Origin of the sequence: Apilactobacillus sp. (assembly GCF_025290035.1) — a bacterium.
GTDB lineage: Bacteria > Bacillota > Bacilli > Lactobacillales > Lactobacillaceae > Apilactobacillus.
In genome coordinates this window covers 53,932-72,008 of sequence record NZ_JAMBKT010000004.1, presented here as the reverse complement: position 1 = coordinate 72,008, position 18,077 = coordinate 53,932, and the positions used below count along the sequence as shown (strand labels likewise).

General features: G+C 34.7%; 19 protein-coding genes. 9 read left to right on the top strand and 10 right to left on the bottom strand.

Translation table 11 applies throughout. The features are described 5' to 3' along the window. Nucleotides 1-73: 73 nt before the first annotated feature. The 6 genes from lepA to M3005_RS02645 form a co-directional block, all read right to left on the bottom strand. On the bottom strand, nt 74-1,867 hold the full coding sequence (gene lepA / locus M3005_RS02670; RefSeq protein WP_293793473.1) for a translation elongation factor 4: 1,794 nt from the start codon (nt 1,865-1,867) through the stop codon (nt 74-76). 1 nt (nt 1,868) lies between these two features. Then, nucleotides 1,869-2,525 carry a TetR/AcrR family transcriptional regulator gene (locus M3005_RS02665; RefSeq protein WP_293793470.1) on the bottom strand — a complete coding sequence of 219 codons (657 nt, stop codon included), beginning with the start codon at nt 2,523-2,525 and terminating at the stop codon, nt 1,869-1,871. A 101-nt stretch (nt 2,526-2,626) separates the two neighbouring features. Beyond that, nucleotides 2,627-3,916 (bottom strand): GH25 family lysozyme, encoded by a 1,290-nt coding sequence (locus M3005_RS02660; protein ID WP_293793468.1) that lies wholly within the window; start codon nt 3,914-3,916, stop codon nt 2,627-2,629. A 72-nt stretch (nt 3,917-3,988) separates the two neighbouring features. Then, nucleotides 3,989-4,675 carry a hypothetical protein gene (locus tag M3005_RS02655; RefSeq protein ID WP_293793467.1) on the bottom strand — a complete coding sequence of 229 codons (687 nt, stop codon included), beginning with the start codon at nt 4,673-4,675 and terminating at the stop codon, nt 3,989-3,991. Between the two features lie 79 nt (nt 4,676-4,754). Then, nucleotides 4,755-5,549, bottom strand: a complete 795-nt coding sequence (locus tag M3005_RS02650; RefSeq protein ID WP_293793481.1) for a metal ABC transporter permease — start codon at nt 5,547-5,549, stop codon at nt 4,755-4,757. Nucleotides 5,550-5,561: 12 nt separating this feature from the next. Then, entirely contained in the window at nt 5,562-6,224 is a 663-nt protein-coding gene (locus M3005_RS02645) for a metal ABC transporter ATP-binding protein (protein WP_293793466.1), read from the bottom strand. 135 nt (nt 6,225-6,359) lie between these two features. On the opposite strand from M3005_RS02645, the gene M3005_RS02640 reads away from it, so the two are divergent. From M3005_RS02640 to M3005_RS02615, 6 genes are all read left to right on the top strand, one after another. Further along, on the top strand, nt 6,360-7,226 hold the full coding sequence (locus M3005_RS02640; RefSeq protein WP_293793465.1) for an N-acetylmuramoyl-L-alanine amidase: 867 nt from the start codon (nt 6,360-6,362) through the stop codon (nt 7,224-7,226). 155 nt (nt 7,227-7,381) lie between these two features. Continuing rightward, nucleotides 7,382-7,684 carry a hypothetical protein gene (locus M3005_RS02635; protein ID WP_293793464.1) on the top strand — a complete coding sequence of 101 codons (303 nt, stop codon included), beginning with the start codon at nt 7,382-7,384 and terminating at the stop codon, nt 7,682-7,684. Between the two features lie 126 nt (nt 7,685-7,810). Beyond that, entirely contained in the window at nt 7,811-8,335 is a 525-nt protein-coding gene (locus tag M3005_RS02630) for a hypothetical protein (protein WP_293793462.1), read from the top strand. A gap of 136 nt (nt 8,336-8,471) precedes the next feature. Then, entirely contained in the window at nt 8,472-9,179 is a 708-nt protein-coding gene (locus M3005_RS02625) for a metal ABC transporter ATP-binding protein (RefSeq protein WP_293793461.1), read from the top strand. After that, nucleotides 9,169-9,969, top strand: a complete 801-nt coding sequence (locus M3005_RS02620; protein ID WP_293793459.1) for an ABC transporter permease — start codon at nt 9,169-9,171, stop codon at nt 9,967-9,969. The genes M3005_RS02625 and M3005_RS02620 overlap by 11 nt, the downstream gene beginning before the upstream one ends. Before the next feature lie 233 nt (nt 9,970-10,202). Then, complete coding sequence (locus M3005_RS02615; RefSeq protein ID WP_293793457.1) at nt 10,203-10,508, top strand: hypothetical protein; 306 nt, start codon at nt 10,203-10,205, stop codon at nt 10,506-10,508. Between the two features lie 31 nt (nt 10,509-10,539). Here M3005_RS02615 and M3005_RS02610 read toward each other — a convergent pair whose 3' ends face one another. Both M3005_RS02610 and M3005_RS02605 read right to left on the bottom strand, forming a co-directional pair. Beyond that, a complete protein-coding gene (locus M3005_RS02610; RefSeq protein WP_293793454.1) occupies nt 10,540-11,457 on the bottom strand; it encodes a DMT family transporter in 918 nt (305 codons plus the stop codon). A gap of 103 nt (nt 11,458-11,560) precedes the next feature. Beyond that, nucleotides 11,561-12,775, bottom strand: coding sequence for an MFS transporter (locus M3005_RS02605; RefSeq protein WP_293793452.1), 1,215 nt, complete (start codon nt 12,773-12,775; stop codon nt 11,561-11,563). Nucleotides 12,776-13,044: 269 nt separating this feature from the next. Between M3005_RS02605 and pyrF the strand changes: the two genes are divergently transcribed. Both pyrF and pyrE read left to right on the top strand, forming a co-directional pair. Then, the gene (gene pyrF, locus M3005_RS02600) at nt 13,045-13,764 is read left to right on the top strand and encodes an orotidine-5'-phosphate decarboxylase (protein ID WP_293793450.1); all 720 of its coding nucleotides are present in this window, start codon (nt 13,045-13,047) and stop codon (nt 13,762-13,764) included. Then, the gene (pyrE, locus tag M3005_RS02595; protein ID WP_293793449.1) at nt 13,764-14,393 is read left to right on the top strand and encodes an orotate phosphoribosyltransferase; all 630 of its coding nucleotides are present in this window, start codon (nt 13,764-13,766) and stop codon (nt 14,391-14,393) included. Before pyrF ends, pyrE begins: the two co-directional genes overlap by 1 nt. Before the next feature lie 22 nt (nt 14,394-14,415). On the opposite strand, the gene cls is transcribed toward pyrE, so the two are convergent. Next, on the bottom strand, nt 14,416-15,867 hold the full coding sequence (cls, locus tag M3005_RS02590; protein WP_293793448.1) for a cardiolipin synthase: 1,452 nt from the start codon (nt 15,865-15,867) through the stop codon (nt 14,416-14,418). 105 nt (nt 15,868-15,972) lie between these two features. On the opposite strand from cls, the gene M3005_RS02585 reads away from it, so the two are divergent. Beyond that, nucleotides 15,973-16,935, top strand: coding sequence for a baeRF3 domain-containing protein (locus M3005_RS02585; protein WP_293793447.1), 963 nt, complete (start codon nt 15,973-15,975; stop codon nt 16,933-16,935). A 38-nt stretch (nt 16,936-16,973) separates the two neighbouring features. On the opposite strand, the gene M3005_RS02580 is transcribed toward M3005_RS02585, so the two are convergent. Continuing rightward, nucleotides 16,974-18,038 (bottom strand): M24 family metallopeptidase, encoded by a 1,065-nt coding sequence (locus tag M3005_RS02580; protein WP_293793445.1) that lies wholly within the window; start codon nt 18,036-18,038, stop codon nt 16,974-16,976. Nucleotides 18,039-18,077 lie beyond the last annotated feature (39 nt).

Here is an 18,077-nt window from a genome sequence, read left to right as displayed (position 1 = left end):
CGAATTCTGCCAAATTATTAAATAATCTAACTTAATCGATCAAAAAGACCCAAGCTAATGCTTGGGTCTTTTTTTATTCTATATTTAATATCGCATCAAAAACTGACTGTGGTAATTGGACTGCATCTGCAGCACTCTTTCGTTTATTCAAACTTTGTCGACGTAATAGTGCTTGTTTCTTGGAAACACTCTTCGCATCCCCACTAACTGCCGCGTTCTTTCTCAAAGGTGGAACATCGACTCTCGCAACCACTCTTCCTTCAATATAGCCTTGAACCGGCATTGGATATAGCCGACGCGGGATTACATATTTAAGTTGATGTACAATTTCTTGTGCTAAATCAAATGCATTTTGACGATGAGCTAAGAACGTTAATTCCTCTACTGGGGCGTAGTTGACATCAATAGTAATCTTAACAATATCAGATGGTTGATATGAATCAAAGCTACTATCATAGGTCGCAAAACCATGTGAAATTGACTTTAATTGATTGAAAAAGTTAAAAGCAATTTCAGCTAATGGAACATGATAAGTCAATCGTACCATTTGATTGTGGTTGTCCATGTTTAACAAAACTCCACGGTGCTTAGTTACTAGTGCCATAATATCGTTTACGGAGTCGCTAGGTGTTTCGATGATCATTTGATTGATTGGCTCTTCAACCACCTTTAAATCAGCAAAATCCGGTAAATCACTAGGGTTATTCATCGTTTTAAAATTATCATCCTTAGTTGTTGTATAGCGATAATTAACGTTTGGTGCGGTTACAATGACTTCCATGCCAAAATCATTCACTAATCTTTCACGAACGATTTGTAAATGAAACATCCCTAAAAATCCACAACGATAGCCCATCCCTAATGATTCAGAAACATGTTCTACCATTTCAATGGAAGAATCATTTAACTTTAATTTTGCCATTGCGCTGCTTAAATCTTTAAAGTCGGCATCCTTAGGATAAATTCCTGCAAAGACGACCGCACTAGCAGGTTGATATCCCGCAACGGCTTCTTGTGCTCTATTAGCGGATTTGGTAATAGTATCACCGACCCTAACTTCACTGGGATCCTTAATTCCGGTAATAATATACCCGATATCACCAGGATTTAATTGGTCTTGCGGTACTAATTGCGGATTAAAAATCCCGATTTGATTACCTTCAAATCTGACATTTTGATTCATAAATACTAATTTGTCATTGGTATTAACCTGACCATCAATGATTCTAACGTATGCGACTACTCCTTGATATGCATCATAATGCGAATCAAACACCAATGCCTTTAATGGTTGTTTGACATCACCATTTGGACTAGGAATTTCTTTAACAATCGCTTCTAAAACTTCATCCACATGATATCCGTTTTTAGCTGATATATGAATAATATCTTTTTCTAAAAAAGATTCATCCAATTCATATAATTGTTGTTCACACATATCAACTTGGGCATTTTGATTATCGACTTTATTGATCACTGGAATAATCACTAAATTATTGTCTTTAGCAATCCGATAGTTAGCAACCGTTTGTGCTTGAACTCCCTTGGTTGCATCTACCAATAAAATAACACCATCGCTGGCTGATAAGCTTTTTTCGACTTCATAATGAAAATCGACATGTCCCGGGGTATCAATCAAATTTAATTCATATTGATTGCCATCTTTGGCATGATAAATATTTCGCACCGTTTTAGAACGGACGGTAACCCCATGGTCTTGTTCGACCTTCATGTCATCCAATACTTGTTCTTGATGATTTCGAAAATCATAAGTATCTGTCATTTTCATAATTTGATCTGCTAATGTTGATTTCCCATGATCGATATGGGCAACGATGGAAAAATTACGAATTAAATTTTGTTTCATTTTAAGACTCCTTTAGTTTTAAAAAGAGACCTGTCAAATAACAATCAAATGTCGTTAAAGCATCATCCTTAATACTGACAGTGAAATCAGATAAGTCATTATTAATTGGTTGTTGATTAAATGAATCTAATTCTGACAAATTAATCAGACCGCTAACGATGCTACTTTGGACTATAAAGATTTTATTTGCCATTGTGACACTGATTTCAGCAAATAAATCGTGAATATCAGTCGCTAATCTCTCGTGAATTTGGTATAAATCTTTGCGACCTTGAATGGTTTCTTCCATTGACGCCTTACCTTCTAGAATTGGACCACGTAATGCGTTTAACTTGATGAGTGTTAAATGATTATCGATCAAGTCTTCGGTGTTACGTAATAAGAAAGTCTTTAAACCATTCAAATCACTGATTTTATTTTCATTAAATTGGTTAATTGTTTTCGTGAAAAATTCTTGATATCCGACCAACAAAAGATGCATAAAAATATTTTCTTTGGTTTTAAAATAATTAAATACAGTTCCTTTTGCGACACCACTGCGGGTGGCAATTGAATTGATCGAGATATCATAAAAATTAGTTTCAGCAAACATTTTTAATGCTGTATTAGCAATTAATGCTTGTTTTCGTTGCTTTTGATCTGCGGTTTTAATGTTCATAGTAAACTCCTATTATTCTAAACTGACCATTGGTCATTATTGTATAAGATAAGTTCTAAAATTGCAATAAAAAAAGCCCAACCATCCAATGTGGTGAGCTTTTATTTGTTATTAACATTTGGCTTAACTTCTTTTGAGTGATGTTTAGTAGTGGTCTTTGAAACTTTCTTATAACCGTTCAACTTAGTTTTCTTGATTTTAGCTGTTGGTTTAACAGTATATGTCTTTTGTTTATGTTGAACTATCTTTTTACCGGTAACAACTGACTTAGCTTTAGTTACTTTTTTAGTCTTGGGCTTGGTAACTCGATTAAATTTCGTCGTGGTTCTTTGGACTGCGGTAGTGGTTTTAGCATGTTTAGCTACCTTAGCGTGTCTCGCCACTTTCGCATGCTTTGCAACATACTTAGTGGCGACGTGCTTAGCCGCTACCACTTTTTTCGCAGGCGCTTTCTTAGTAACCTTAAGCGCATTTTGACGAGTCTTGGCAACTTGCTTAGGCTTATAATTTAAATTACTGTAACTAACCTTTGGCTTATGTTTGACTGCGGTGGTCTTGGTAACTACTCGTTTGGTTGTCTTCTTAACTTGATAAGTAGCTGGTTTAGCACTAGTCGTTTTCTTCTTTAGAGTGTGTACCACAGCGGTATGCTTAACCGCTTTTTTTGCCGTCTTCTTTACACGACTAGTTGTCCCAGTCCAAAAAGTAATCTTTTTAGCACCAACTGGGATTGTGTCAGCATCCAGTTTTTTCCCTAATGCGTTACTTTGATACTTATCAGTATATTGCCATAGATCATAGTTGTAACTTGGGTTTGGCATATACTTATTGTAGCTAGCCAACCACACCGCACTATATGATTTCAAGGTATTCGCATTAAAACGATCTAACATTGATTGAGAACCATACAAAATAACAGGACGTTTAGTTAGTCCCTTCATTTGAACTGCCCAACTGACCGCTGACTGGTCAGACGCATTAGTGTATTTAGTTTCAAAATCATTAACATAAAATTTCGCTCTAGGTGCTAAACTATATAGTCTTTGTGCTTCTTGTTGCGCTTGTTGAACATTAGTATAACGACTAAAACTATAAACACCATATGGCAAGTTATACTTTTCCATCAATCGAATATTATTATCGACTTGTGGGTCGTGATATTGACCATCTTGAATTCGTAAAATCACAAATTTAACTTCACTTTTCAGATTAATCACTTGTTGATCAGTTAATCGACCTTGATACTCAGAAATATCATATGCGACCGGTGTATACGGTTTAAAAGTCTGGGTATCATCAGCATTGGCCTTCACTGCGTTAGCACTTAACGCAATTGTGGTTCCTAATGCCGCAGAAAATAAGATGTTTTTGATTTTATTTCCACTACTCATTACTCTATCTCTTTTCTAAACTCTCTCATTTATGTAAAACAAAACCAGGCTCTCATAACCTGGTTTTTCTCACTATTTAAGTGATGTTGCCATCTTCAATGCGATATCTACAGTATTTGCTTTTACTGAGTATACGTCATTACCGTTTTGCCAAGTAATCGTTGCAGTGTTATCAATGTTAACACTGATACTTCCGTACTTGTTAGGAATTGGAAGTTGGTAATTTTGAATAAATGCAACTACATCTTTTCCTTGCTTAGTTGCTAAACCTTCAGTCTTACCGAAGTTACTACCATGAGTTAATAATGACCAGTTACCGAAGTTAGCTTGGATATATTCTTGGCCAGCTCCTCTATCTGAGTAACCTGTAATATTGCTACCTAAATCAACCTTTGGTAAACCAGTTACATTATTTGATGATTCATAGCCAACTTGTTGCATTGCAGCACTATCTGAACCGTAAGTATGCTTAGTATATGTTGCATATGTCTTACCATTTGAAATGTAACTAATAGTGAAGTTATCTTTATCACCGTCTACTTTTGTGTCAACTGACTTATTTTCATCAATACCATTGTTTTGAGGTAATTTTTCATCGCCCAATTTATTTGAAATTTTATCTGAGCTTGATGAATTAACCTTACTACTTTGTTCACTGGATGAACTTGAGCTAGCTTGGTCACTATTTTTTTGTCCACATGCAGTTAGTACTAAACCTAATACTGCGATTGCTGGTAAAATTTTCTTCCATGCTTTCATAATTATCGGACATCTCCTTAAATAAAACTATTTGAGCTTAGTATAACAAAAATTAAACATTAAATTCATAAAGTTTTTGTTAAATTCTTGTTACTTTATCATAAACTACCGCAACAATATAAATTATCGTTTCGATTGTTGCAATAAAGAAACTGACGGGTAGATTTGTTTGATAACTTAAGTATAAACCAAACCAAGTTCCAATTAAAGAAAAGACAAACGTTAAAATCGTCATTGATTTAATACTATGCGTAAAGTAGCGTGCTGATGAGGCTGGAATTGTTAATAACGCAAATATCAAAAGTGACCCCACTATCTGTGCTGTCACACTAACGGTACATGCTAATAAGATCAAAAAGATAACTGAGACGAACGTATTGGAACGTGAGTTAAACGAAGCCCCAACGTTATCAAATGAATTATATTTTAATTTTCGGTAAATTAAAGTCGTGATAATAATAATTGAAACACTTAATCCTACAAGGGTTTGAACGTTGCCTAAACTAATTCCAACAATGCTACCAAATAAAATATTGGTAGCATAACTGGATTGTGTATTCGCTAAAGATAGGAATAAAATTCCCAATCCAATAAAGAAAACCGAGAACACACTAATTGATGATTCACGGCGACTAACTCTAGAACCCACCGTTCCAATCATTAAAGAACTTAAAATCGTGAATAATAACATTCCGATAATCGGATTAGTGCCTAAGAAGACCCCAAAAGACGCCCCAGAAAAACTAATTTCAGATAGGGTGTGGGTGAAAAAGGCGGTCTTTCTGGCGACAACGAAGACACCCATTAATCCACATAAGATTGAGATGAAAAAACTAGCGATAAATGCATATTGCATGAATGGATAACTAAACATTTCTAACATTCTCTAGACCTCCTTCACGCGATTAATATGACCAGTTTGATTAGCGATATTTAAATCGTAATCACCATATTCTTTTACTAAAACTGGATCGTGAGTAATAAAAATCGCAGCTGCATCAGTTTGTTTGATGACATTTTTAACAGCATCTAGTAGAACAAACTTTGCTTCCTTATCCAAACTAGCGGTACTTTCGTCTAGGATAAATAACTTGGGTTGTGATACCAGTGCTTGTGCTAAGTAGACACGTTGTTGTTCACCACCAGAGCAACTGCCTAATGGCGTATTGGCTAAATCACTTAAATTAGTCATTTCGATGACGCGTTGCACTTGTTGTTTTTCTCTTTTAGTTAACCATGGTAGCCATGATTTTTGTAGTCCCAAACCGATAAAATCAAAGACAGTCAATGGATAATCATCATCAATTTGTCTTAATTGTGGAATATATTGCATTTCACTTCGCTTAATTTGTGCTTTTACGTGTTCATTTTTATTAAATTGTTTTAAAATAGTCTTTATCAAAGTCGTCTTACCAACACCATTTTCACCTGTGATACATGTCAGTGTGGATGGTAAAATATCGAATGATAAATCATGAATTAATGAACGATCTTTCAAGTTAACGTCTAGGTGGCTAATTGAAAGTAGTGCATTGGATTCGTTATTCATAATTAATCCTCGCAATCTTTAGGTTATTTATCTATACATTGTAGTCTCATTAATGAAACAATCAAACATCAGATATATATTAAAATTTGTTATATAATTGATTTTAACATACATTACATAATCGAGGTGGAAAATTTGATCAATAATATTATAGAAAGATTGAAAAAGACACCTAGAAAAAAATTAATTTATCGAATCATTGTGGTGTTTATCTTAATCTTAATGCTAACAATTGAATTTACGCGCTTTCTTGCGTGGCCCAAAGTAGAAGCCAAAAACTTATTTATGAGAAATAACCCCAATGATGAATCACATATTATAACCGCAATCCCCCATGGAAAGAGAGTAAAAGTGATTAAACAAAATCACAACTGGTGGTACATAAAATATAATAATGAACATGGTTGGATTCCTGGATGGTTAGTATCAGTTAATGGTTATAATTCCAAAGGAGCAAATCAATTGGCGCAAAAGACAATCGTCATTGATCCTGGTCATGGTGGCGGCGACTCTGGTACTTTATCCATGGATCAAAAGGATATGGAAAAAACATATACTTTATTAACCGCTAAAAAGGTGGCTGCACAATTAAAACAAAAACACGTGAACGTCATCATAACTAGAACCTCTGACCACTATGTTACGCTTAAAAAACGAACGCAAATTGCGCAATCTGCACATGCTGACCTCTTTATTAGTTTTCATTTCAATTCAGATAACGGTATGGGACAGGCCAGCGGATACGGGGTATATAAGTATTACTCAGACGCTGACAAGGTCGCCGATACAATTAACGATGGCTTAAATAACCTCCCCGTTAGCAGTCGTGGCGTTTCCATCGGTAATTATTATGTTCTTCGTGACAATAACCGCCCGGCCATTTTATGCGAAATGGGATTTATGGACAGTAGTCATGATTTGAAATATATTAAATCCAGTTCATACCAACAATCAGTTGCTAATGATATTGCAAAATCTTTAGCTAAATATTTCAACAACTAAAAATACGATTAATTATAGTCGTATTTTTTATTGTCTTGTTAAGAAAATCTTAATCTTTTTTTAGTAAAATGCTAATGTATTATTATAATTTTTCAATTATAATTAAATACAATTTATTCGTTACAAATTAGTTAAAATGTAAGGAGGCGCAAAAAATGAAGCATCCCAACATAATCCGTTCAGTGATTCTCACAATTATTGGAATTTCTATCGGTTTTATTGCTGAGTTGGTGTTAACTTTTTTATTTTCATTGGCAAACAAAAGTTTAATAGGTCCTAAAGTTTATTTTATTGCGTCAATCTTATCATTATCAATTGTTAGTGTTATATTGCTATATCTTTACTTAAAAGTAGTTAGGAAATATCCTTATAAGTATAATTATCGGTATTTAACCAGTTTTTTGCTATTCGATGTTTCAATTGTTCTAGGTGGATTCATAGGAAAAGGTATTTTATAAAGGCTGAAAATATTTCAGTCTTTTTTATTGCTGTTTTTTAAGAATTTATTAAATCCGCGGAATTAAACTGAATTATAAAGTCATTTTCTTTATAATTGAAATATTGAATTTTCAGGAGGATTAGGTATGTATAAGTTTTACAAATCCATCATTATTATTATTTTTCTAACAATGAGCGTCGTTTTAAGTGTAGTCACGGTTCAAGCCAATAATATCAAGCCTAAATACAATCGTAGTTGGACAAACCATCTCGCCAGTGCCGGATACGCTTATAAAATTCCTGGAAAGAAAGATACATACCGTGTAATTGAAGTAAAAAGTATAAGAAACGGCGCCACTGCTTTAATTCAAAGTAAGCAAACTAGGAGGAAAAGATGGGTTAATCCAATCACAACTTTTTACAACATTAACGTTAATAAAAAAGCACTCAAAAATTTAATCAATGCTGAATTAAAGGTTATCAATGAACCCGATTCTAAACGTGCAAATCAAAAATTAGAGCAAGTCCAAAAAATTGCTAAAAAGCTAAAAGGCAATAATAAGGAAATTGCCAATCAATCCATTAAACAACTTAAAAATAGAATCAAGAATCCAGTTTACGCTAATATTCCAGCACTATTAGTTGGAACATACCCTGGAAAAATTAGATAAAAGTCCGAAACCGGGCTTTTTTTGTTTGCTTTTATCGCATCTATAACAGCAAATTTAAAAAGCATTAACATATTTCTAATCTAATTTTAATAATTATGGTATAATCTAATCATTCCATAAGTTTAGGAGGTGGAATATGCCACTTAAAGTAACTAATGCCAATATTGGCTATGATCATCAAGTAGTGGTTAAAGACTTGAATTTTTCGATTCAAAAGGGTGACTTTATTGCATTAATCGGACCGAATGGTGCCGGTAAATCAACACTATTGAAATCATTAATTGGGGTTTTACCAATAATTGATGGCGAAATTAATTGGGCGGACTTTAATGCTGATAATCCATTTAGGATTACCGGATTCAGTCCACAGACACAGATTATCGATTGGTTTACAACAGCATTCGATAATATTTTACAAGGGCCGCTATTAGCTGGATTTAGTTTTCACGAATCTAAAGAATTCGCCAAACAAGCCGCTAATTTGTTAGACATTGACAACTTATTAGACAAACCCGTCGATCATTTATCTGGTGGTCAACAACAACGAATTCAAATTGCCCGTGAAATTGCTCGTCAACCACATATTTACATCTTAGATGAACCGACTACTGGTTTGGATGTTGAGTCATCAGAAAAACTATTCCAATATCTAAAAGAACGTTCAGATAATGGTAATTTAGTGATTGCCTCTTCACATGACTTAACACTATTAGATGAATATGTAGATAAAGTCTTATTTATTGATCACAATCAACAAATATTCTTTGGTTCATTAAAAGAATTCACTGCTAACGCGAGTCTAAGAGAAACTTACTTAAAGGAGCGTGATAAGCATGAATCCTAGTACATTTAGACATCATTCATTAGGGTTAAAATCAATTCTAATCGTTGCTAACAACGAATGGCGCGCATTTACAACAAATAAGGGAGTCTTAGTTTCAATGTTAATGCAACCAGTAATGATGTATGGACTGTTAGTTTTAGCATTGAGCACTAATATTTCTTCAGTTAAATACGCAGGACACGTGATTCCATATAATCAATACGCATTGATCGGAATTTTGGCTTTCTTTATGACTACGCAAATGTCACAAGCCATGTATCGTGCCACAGTCGATAAGCAATATGGCTTATTAGCCATTAAGTTCTTAAACGGGGTGCAACCTTGGCAATACCTATGCGGTATGAGCCTTTTCCCATCACTTGGATTTATTTTCCAATCAATTATTCTATTTATATTAGGAATTCTTTCTAGTGGGATTTATAACGTTGTTTATTACTTTATCGCATTAGTTTTTGCTTTAATCATTTTAGAGTTTTGGTCATCACTGGGAATTTTAATAAGTACTAAAATTTCTTCATACCAAAAAAGAGACTTGATTATTACTCTCGTTTTCATCCCCGTCTCATATGCGGCACCAACGCTATACGTATTACCACATCATGCACCACTATTATTAAAGATGCTTACTAGTATCAATCCACTTACATATCAATTAAACGCTATAAGAAGTATTGCATATGGTAATTTCAATATTACCAGCATCGGGATTGGCGTTTTAATCACCATCGTAATGATTGTTGCTACACAGATCATTTTAAACCGAATGCAATTAACTTTATCTGAAAGATAATCTAAAAAAACCTGATTTTAATCAGGTTTTTTTATTATTCATAATTATGTCTATTAATTTTAAATAGTAATAATTTAAAATTATATAGACAAATTAACAAAAATTATTGGGAAAATGTGCTTACTTTCATAAATTATTCTTAAGAAAATTAAACAATTATTAAATAATCTGATAAGTTACTAAATTTGGACTATAATCAAAATTGATATCATCTCATTAGGGGGAAATATATCGTGGAACACAAAAATTCAAAAAGAATCAAGAACATGATTATTTTAGGACTATCAACTGGAATAATTTTTGAACTGATTGATATTTTTATTAAGGCTTTTTTTATTTCAAAAGATGTTTTAGATATCTATCAAACCATCTTTTTCGCTTCAGCAATTATTCTCGCCTTATTTATCTTTTATGAATCTTGTAAAAAGTTTTATCCACTCACAGACAAGCAATATCAAATTAGTCTAATAGTATTTGAATCTGGACTATTCCTGGGTTATTTAATTGATAGATTAATTTCCGCGATATTTAATCTGTAAATAAAAAAGAGACCTATCAAGGTCTCTTTTTTTAGTATAGTTTAATAATTGATACAGCGATTAACATTACAATCAATCCAATGTATTTCATTGCGCCAACTGGTTTTTTAGGTGAATTCAACAATCCGTACTTATCGACTAAAATACTACCAAACAAGTTACCTAATAGAACCAATACTACGGTAGTACCAGCACCAATTTGTGGACTTAAGAAGGCATTTGTTAACACAAAAATCGCTCCTAACACTCCACCTAACCAAATCCACCATGGATTCCCACTACCGATTGCATCAAATGTCTTTTTATAACTGTGGTCAACGCATCCTGTGATGATAAATAAAATAATCGTTCCCACTAAAAACGAGATAAAGGCTGCATGAATTGGAGAATTTAATACTACCCCTAAATGACCATTAACTGGAGCTTGAGAAGCCTGAAACATACCCGCAACAATTCCTAAAATTTGCCATGGTAGTTGTTTAGCCTTATCACTTTGATCACCATTTTTTCGATCCATTACTACCATCAAAATTCCCACAATCAGTAAAATAACCCCTAACAATCTTAAAAGGGTAAATCCATGGTATTCGGCATCAAACAAGCCAAAGTTATCAATAATCATCCCCATAATAATTTGGCCCGCAATTGGCATAATCACTGTTTGTACCGCTCCTAAATATGGAAAAATTAACACGTTGGTGGTTAATCCAATGACCCCAAAAACTCCACCTAACCAAATCCACATTGGTTGATGGGTAAATAAACTAGTGCTAAACAATAATGATTGCCCACTAATAACGGTAGCTAATAGTAATGCGACGGTTCCAATCGTAAAAGATAGCATTGATGCTAAAAATGGCGATCCACCGACTCTATTTTTCAAATTAGTATTCACTGAAGTTTGAATTGGCAATACCAATCCAGCTAATATCCCTAACCCAAATAACATTTTCGCGCCTCCTAAATATGTAAAAGAAAACCTCCCCAAAAGGGAGGCTTTTTATTTATATCCATTATACATGAATCGTTTATTTTCTTTTAAATTATGCTTATTACTTAGATAATTCCTTGAATGCTGGAATTGTCATCATAGTAATAAAACTGATTAGATATAGCACTGATAACATTGCCATAATTACTAACAATGAGTGGCTTTCCATCAACAAACCGATGATGGCTGGTGAGAATCCACCAATCGCACGTCCGAATCCCATGATGAAGTTGTTAGCTGTAGATCTAACTTCTGTTGGGTATAGACGGCTAATTACGGCACCATATCCACCATACATCCCGTTAGAGAAGAATCCTAACACTGTTGATGCAAATAATAGTGTAAAACCATTGAAAGCAAATGTAATCCCATAAACTGCCACTGAGGCAACTAATAGGAATAATCCAAACGCTTTTCTTGGGCCAATTTTATCTAAAATTGCACCGAATGTTAACATTCCAAAACTCATTCCAACAATCGTAACGATTGTCCATAGTGATGAACCAGAAACACTTAATCCAAGTTTCTTTTGCATAATTGATGGTAACCAATTAATTAACCCATAGTATCCAGCAATTTGCACAATTACCATGATGATTAAAGCAACAGTTTGATATGCTAACTTAGGAGTAGCAAATAACTTCTTTACAGATACCTTAGGACGTTTGCCAGTTTCCATTGTATCGACGAAATCTTGGCTTTCTGTAAGGTTCTTTCTAATCACGAAGGCAAAGAAGATAGGAATAATACCAATTAAGAATAGTGATCTCCAACCAAATGTTGGAATCATGATGGCTGCTAAAATAGCGGCTAGCATTGAACCAACTTGACCACCAATTGTGGTTAATGACACTGATTTTCCTAATTGTTTTTTCTTAAATGATTCGGCTACCATTGCAACACCTGAACCATATTCACCCCCGGCACCTAAGCCGACACAAAAACGTAAAATAGCAAAAGTAATGAAATTTTGGGCAAACATAATCCCGGCAGTTGAAATGGCGAAAATGAAAATGGTGTAAGTTAGAATTCTTACACGACCGAAACGATCAGCCAAAAGGCCAAATAAAATACCACCTAGCAACGAACCAAAAGTAGTTACCGTAGAAAGCATTCCTGCGGCTGCCGTACTAATGTGTAAACCGATAATAATTGAAGACATTGCGAATGATATGAATGAAATATCCATACTTTCAAGCATTTGTCCAATTGATGTCGATGCCAAAACCCATTTTTGGGCTTTATTCGTTGTAGCGTGGTCTTGCGTGTTTTCCATATTCAATTCCTCCAAAAAGAACGCTCGCTGACGTTCCTTATTTTTTTGACATATCTAAACAAGATATTTTATAAAATGATACGCTTAATCTTTTTTTAATGCAACCTAATTTTTTAGGGTTGCTTTATTCACAAAAAAGCGTATATTGAAATCAACATATGATTTTAAATTAGTCCAGAGAGGCTAGTAAATCGACGAACGGAATAAGTGAACCCTAATTTGTCGTATAGTCCTCTTGGCTATACGATTTTTTTGTTGGAGGAAAACTTATGAAACCAGTATTCATTGCACTAGATTTCAAAAATAAGCAAACTGCAATCTCTTTTTTAGAACCTTTTGCAAACGTTGACCATCTTGCTGTCAAAGTTGGCATGGAATTGTTTTATAAAGAAGGCCCTAGCATTATTTACGAATTGAGAGACCTTGGCATTGAAGTCTTTTTAGACTTAAAGCTACACGATATTCCACACACCGTACAACAAGCCGCTAAACAAATCAGTCAATTAGATGTTCAATACACCACTATTCACGCCTTGGGCGGCAGTAAAATGATTCAAGCTGCAAGATTAGGCCTTGATGAAGATGCTAAAGCTAGTGGTAGTATCGCTCCTAAATTATTGGCAGTTACTCAATTAACCTCCACTTCAGAAGAACAATTAAATCAAGAAGAACAAATTAACGGCAAAATTGATGATTCAGTTACCCACTTAGCTAATTTAGCTCATGACAACGGTGCTGATGGAGTCATCTGTTCAGCTTTAGAAGATGAATTTATTCATAAAAAAGTGAATGCAGAATTTATCTGTATCAATCCTGGCATTCGTTTGGCTAATAACAACAAAGATGATCAACAAAGAGTAGTAACACCTGAAAAAGCACGTCAGCTAGGCGCTTATGGAATCGTGGTTGGCCGAAGTATTACCCAATCAGATGCCCCCGTTAAAACCTATCAAGACATTTACAATACGCTCAATGGAGGACAAAACTAATGAATACTCAACAACAAATCGCTTCAGACCTATTAAAAATTGATGCAGTAACCTTAGCACCTAACGACCCATTCACCTGGGCTTCAGGAATTAAAGCCCCCATTTATACCGATAACCGCATCACAATTAGTTTCACAGATGTTCGTGATCATATTGAAACTGGCTTAGTTGAATTAATTAAAAATAAATTCCCCAAAGCAGACGTCATCGGTGGAGTCGCAACAGCCGGAATTCCCCATGCTGCAATTGTCGCAGATAAGATGGACTTACCAATGATTTATGTCCGTTCTAAACCAAAGGATCATGGCCGTGGTAAACAAATGGAGGGTAGTATTGATAAAAGCCAATCAATTGTTTTAATTGATGATTTATTATCAACCGGTAAGAGCGTTTTAAATGCAGCTAAAGCTTTGACAGACGAAGGATATAACGTCATCGGAGTAGTTGCTATCTTCTCATATGAACTACCTGACAGTCGCCAAAACTTTACCGAAGATGGCATCGATTTCGCAACACTAACTAACTATTCAACAATTATTGAACAAGCGCAAAGTGAAGGCAGTATCTCTGAAGCAGACTTAGCTACTCTTCGCCAATGGCGTGATGACCCTTGGAATTGGGGTAAATAAAAAGGCCGCGTAAGCGTCTTTTTTATAGAATTGGTGAAAATAGTCTACTGAAAACTTGTTTGAATTTTAACCAATGTGATTGTTTATCAAAGTCTTGATATGTCATTAAGGTACTGCTGCGCATATCATTCACATAGATTGAATGTAGTTGTTCAGCAATCCCTTCATCGTACATAAAGGCGTTGATTTCAAAGTTTAACTTAAAGCTTCTAAAGTCCATATTAGCTGAACCGACAGATGCGATTTTACCATCAACTAAAACCGTCTTAGCATGAATAAATCCATCATCATAGAAGTAGATTTTTACGCCGTACTTAGATAGTTGCTTAGCATAATATTGAGTAGCACGGTAAACAAACGGATGATCAGACATACATGGAATCATAATGCGGATATCAACACCAGACATAGCAGCTGTTCTAATGGCATCCAGCGCGCTATCATCTGGAATCAAATATGGTGATTGAATCCAGCAATAATTTTTAGCATTTTGAATCATCTTGATGTAACCTAATTTGATTTGTTGTAAGTCACTATTAGGTCCACTCGATACGATTTGAATATTGGTTGAACCTTGCTGACAAACCCGTGGGAAATAAAAGCCCTTGGTTTCATCAACATCAATCTTATGTTCCATATCAGTTACGTTCCAATCCAAAATAAATTGGGCTTGTAAATGATGAACAGCGGAACCAGAAATGCGTAGATGAGTGTCACGCCAGTGGCCGAATTTCTTCTTGCGTCCTAAATATTGATCGCCAATGTTAAAACCACCAATGTAACCATATTTACCATCAATCACGATGATTTTTCTATGATCTCTAAAGTTCAAACGGAAATCCATGATTGCTGAATGGGTATGTAGGAATGGTTCAGCAAAGCCACCCACTTCTTTTAATGGGTCAAAGAATTTGTGCTTATTCCCCATTGACCCCCAACTATCATAAATGACATGAACCTTGACGCCTTCTTTGGCTTTTTTGATTAGTTCTTCTAAAACGCGGTGACCGATTTGATCATCATAAAAAGTATAAAATTCGATGTTAATTGAACTTGTTGCCTTTTTAATGTCATCAATAATTCGATCGAATAAGTGATTTCCTTCAGTAAAAATCTTAACGTGATTTCGACGGGATAAGTCGGTAACATCAGAAGTCTTGAATAACTTAACTAGTGTTCGATAAGCATATGAAACTTCATCAGCGTTAATTTTTTCAGGGTTGTTATGTAATTTGGCTTGTTTTCTTAAAAGATGAAACATTCGTTTATTGTCTTTATATTGGAAACGGAATAAACGTTTTTTAGGCAGTTTTCGACCCACAAACGCATAGATCAAAAAACCAAAAACGGGAAGGAACGATAAAACTAACAGCCATGCCCAAGTTGCAGAAATATCACGTTCTTCTCTAAAAACGGTGATTAAAGCAAAAATTTCGTTAATTAAAACAATAATATCCAAAATTGTTATTAGCATTTTATCCCTCCTTTTTATGTTTATAGCGATAATTATAGCACAATATATTTCGCTTTTAGCTCATCATGATATACTATGGTTATATAAAAACTAGGAGGTTAGACCATGACGTCCACTATCGAGCTTAGAAACACTCTTACTTTAGATTACGAAGTAGGACCTTTCATCTCATTATTTGTTTCATTTAATGAAATTAGTAACAAAAACGAATACTTAAATTTAATCGACAAAATCAAAGATGCATTCACTACAAAACACGACGAAATTGTCTGGCCTAGATACGAAAGAAAACTAAGAAGATTCAATTTTGATCGTGCAAAACACATTGGTAACGGTACTGGTGTAGCGATCTACGTTAGTTTTAAAGCCATTCACTCATTTGATTTAGCACAACCTGTGAAAACACAAATTTCCATCGAAGATACCATGAATATTTCACAACTAGTGAAGGAAATTCAAAGCCAATTACATTACCACGTATTGGCGTTATTCGATGACGAATTCAAGGTTTTCCGTGTTGATAATGGTAATTTCAGTGTTGTTAATACCGCTAACAAGCCACTATCAGTACTAGTCGATAACGACAAAGAAAAATACTACAAATTAGTTGATGAATACGTCAAAGAATTATTTGGCGACGACAACTACTTGCCAACTGTGATTGTGGCTAATGATGAAAATCGTCAATTATTCACTCAACTTACTACGCTTAAGAACTTATCTAAAGACATCAGCTATGACTTTAACGATAAGAACATTGATGCTGAAAAATTAAATGACATCATTGAACATTTCAATCAATCATTCTTAAACAAGTTAGCGGAGGATAACAACATTAAGTATGAATCCGCAAGCAGCAACCACCAAGTTGCAACCGATTTAAGAGACATCATTTCCAATGCAATTTCAGGTAAAATTGATACTCTATACATCAGTGACGAAGACTATGATAAGACCTTAAATGATCTCGCAATTACTACAATTGGTTTTGCGGGAGAAGTAATTATCTTACCTAAAAAACAAATGCCAATGCACTTAGATGTTGCCGCAATTACTTTAAAATTCTAAAAGAAAACACCCTTGATTAATTCAAGGGTGTTTTTTATTTATAAAATAATTAATTCTTTGGGTGCACTCGTTAACACTTTTGGACCTTCTGGAGTTATTAAGACGTCATCTTCAATTCGAATGCCGCCTTTATTGGCTATGTATACTCCCGGTTCTGCTGTCATGATGAAACCGTTATATAACTTATCTTTACAGCTACGGTTAGTAATTGGATTTTCGTGAATATCCAATCCGATGCTATGACCACTACCATGATTAAATTCTTTGCCATAACCACGTTCAACAATGTAGTTTCTAGCGGCAGCATCGACATCTTTTCCATCAACGCCATCCACCATTGAAGCAATCATTGCTTTTTGGGCGCCATAAACAATTTCATAAGCGTGTTTTAATTCTTCGCCAGGATCACCAATCGCAAACGTTCTAGTCATATCTGATGTATATCCTTGGTAGTAAAAACCAAAATCAATGGTCACCAATTCATTGGGGGCGAGCTTTTTATCCGTTGCATCCCCGTGTGGTAACGCACTACGGTATCCAGATGCAACAATCGTATCAAAACTAGGCTTTTGCGCACCATGATTAACCAACCATTCATGTAGGAAGAAACTGACTTGTTTTTCGGTCATCCCAACTTGAACGTATTTTAATAATTCTTCATACGCTTGGCTGACTAAATCACACGCCTTTTGAATTTTAGCAATTTCAGTTTCATCTTTAACTACTCTGATTTTTTCAATTAAATCATGTTGTGAAACCAGTGGTAAATCAACTAGTTGATTAATTTTGTCATAGATTGCAAATGGCATGCGATCTTCAAAACCAATATTGTGACTGCCACTCCTAATATGTTTAACGGCTTCACCGTAATAATTAGCATTAATTACGACTTGAACGTCATCTAATTGTTTTTCGCCCATTTCGATTTCATATCTAGCATCTGTAATTAAGACTGCTTCATCAGCATTAATCACCAAACATCCGTCACCTGCTAATCCACCAAAATCAGCTAAATACTGCAAGTTGAAGGGGTCGACGATAATCAAATTATCGATGCCGTTTTCCTTCATTTTTGCACGTGTCTTTTCAACTCTTGTTGCCATTTGCCATCACCAATCCTTATATTGTATTGTGGTAGCTAT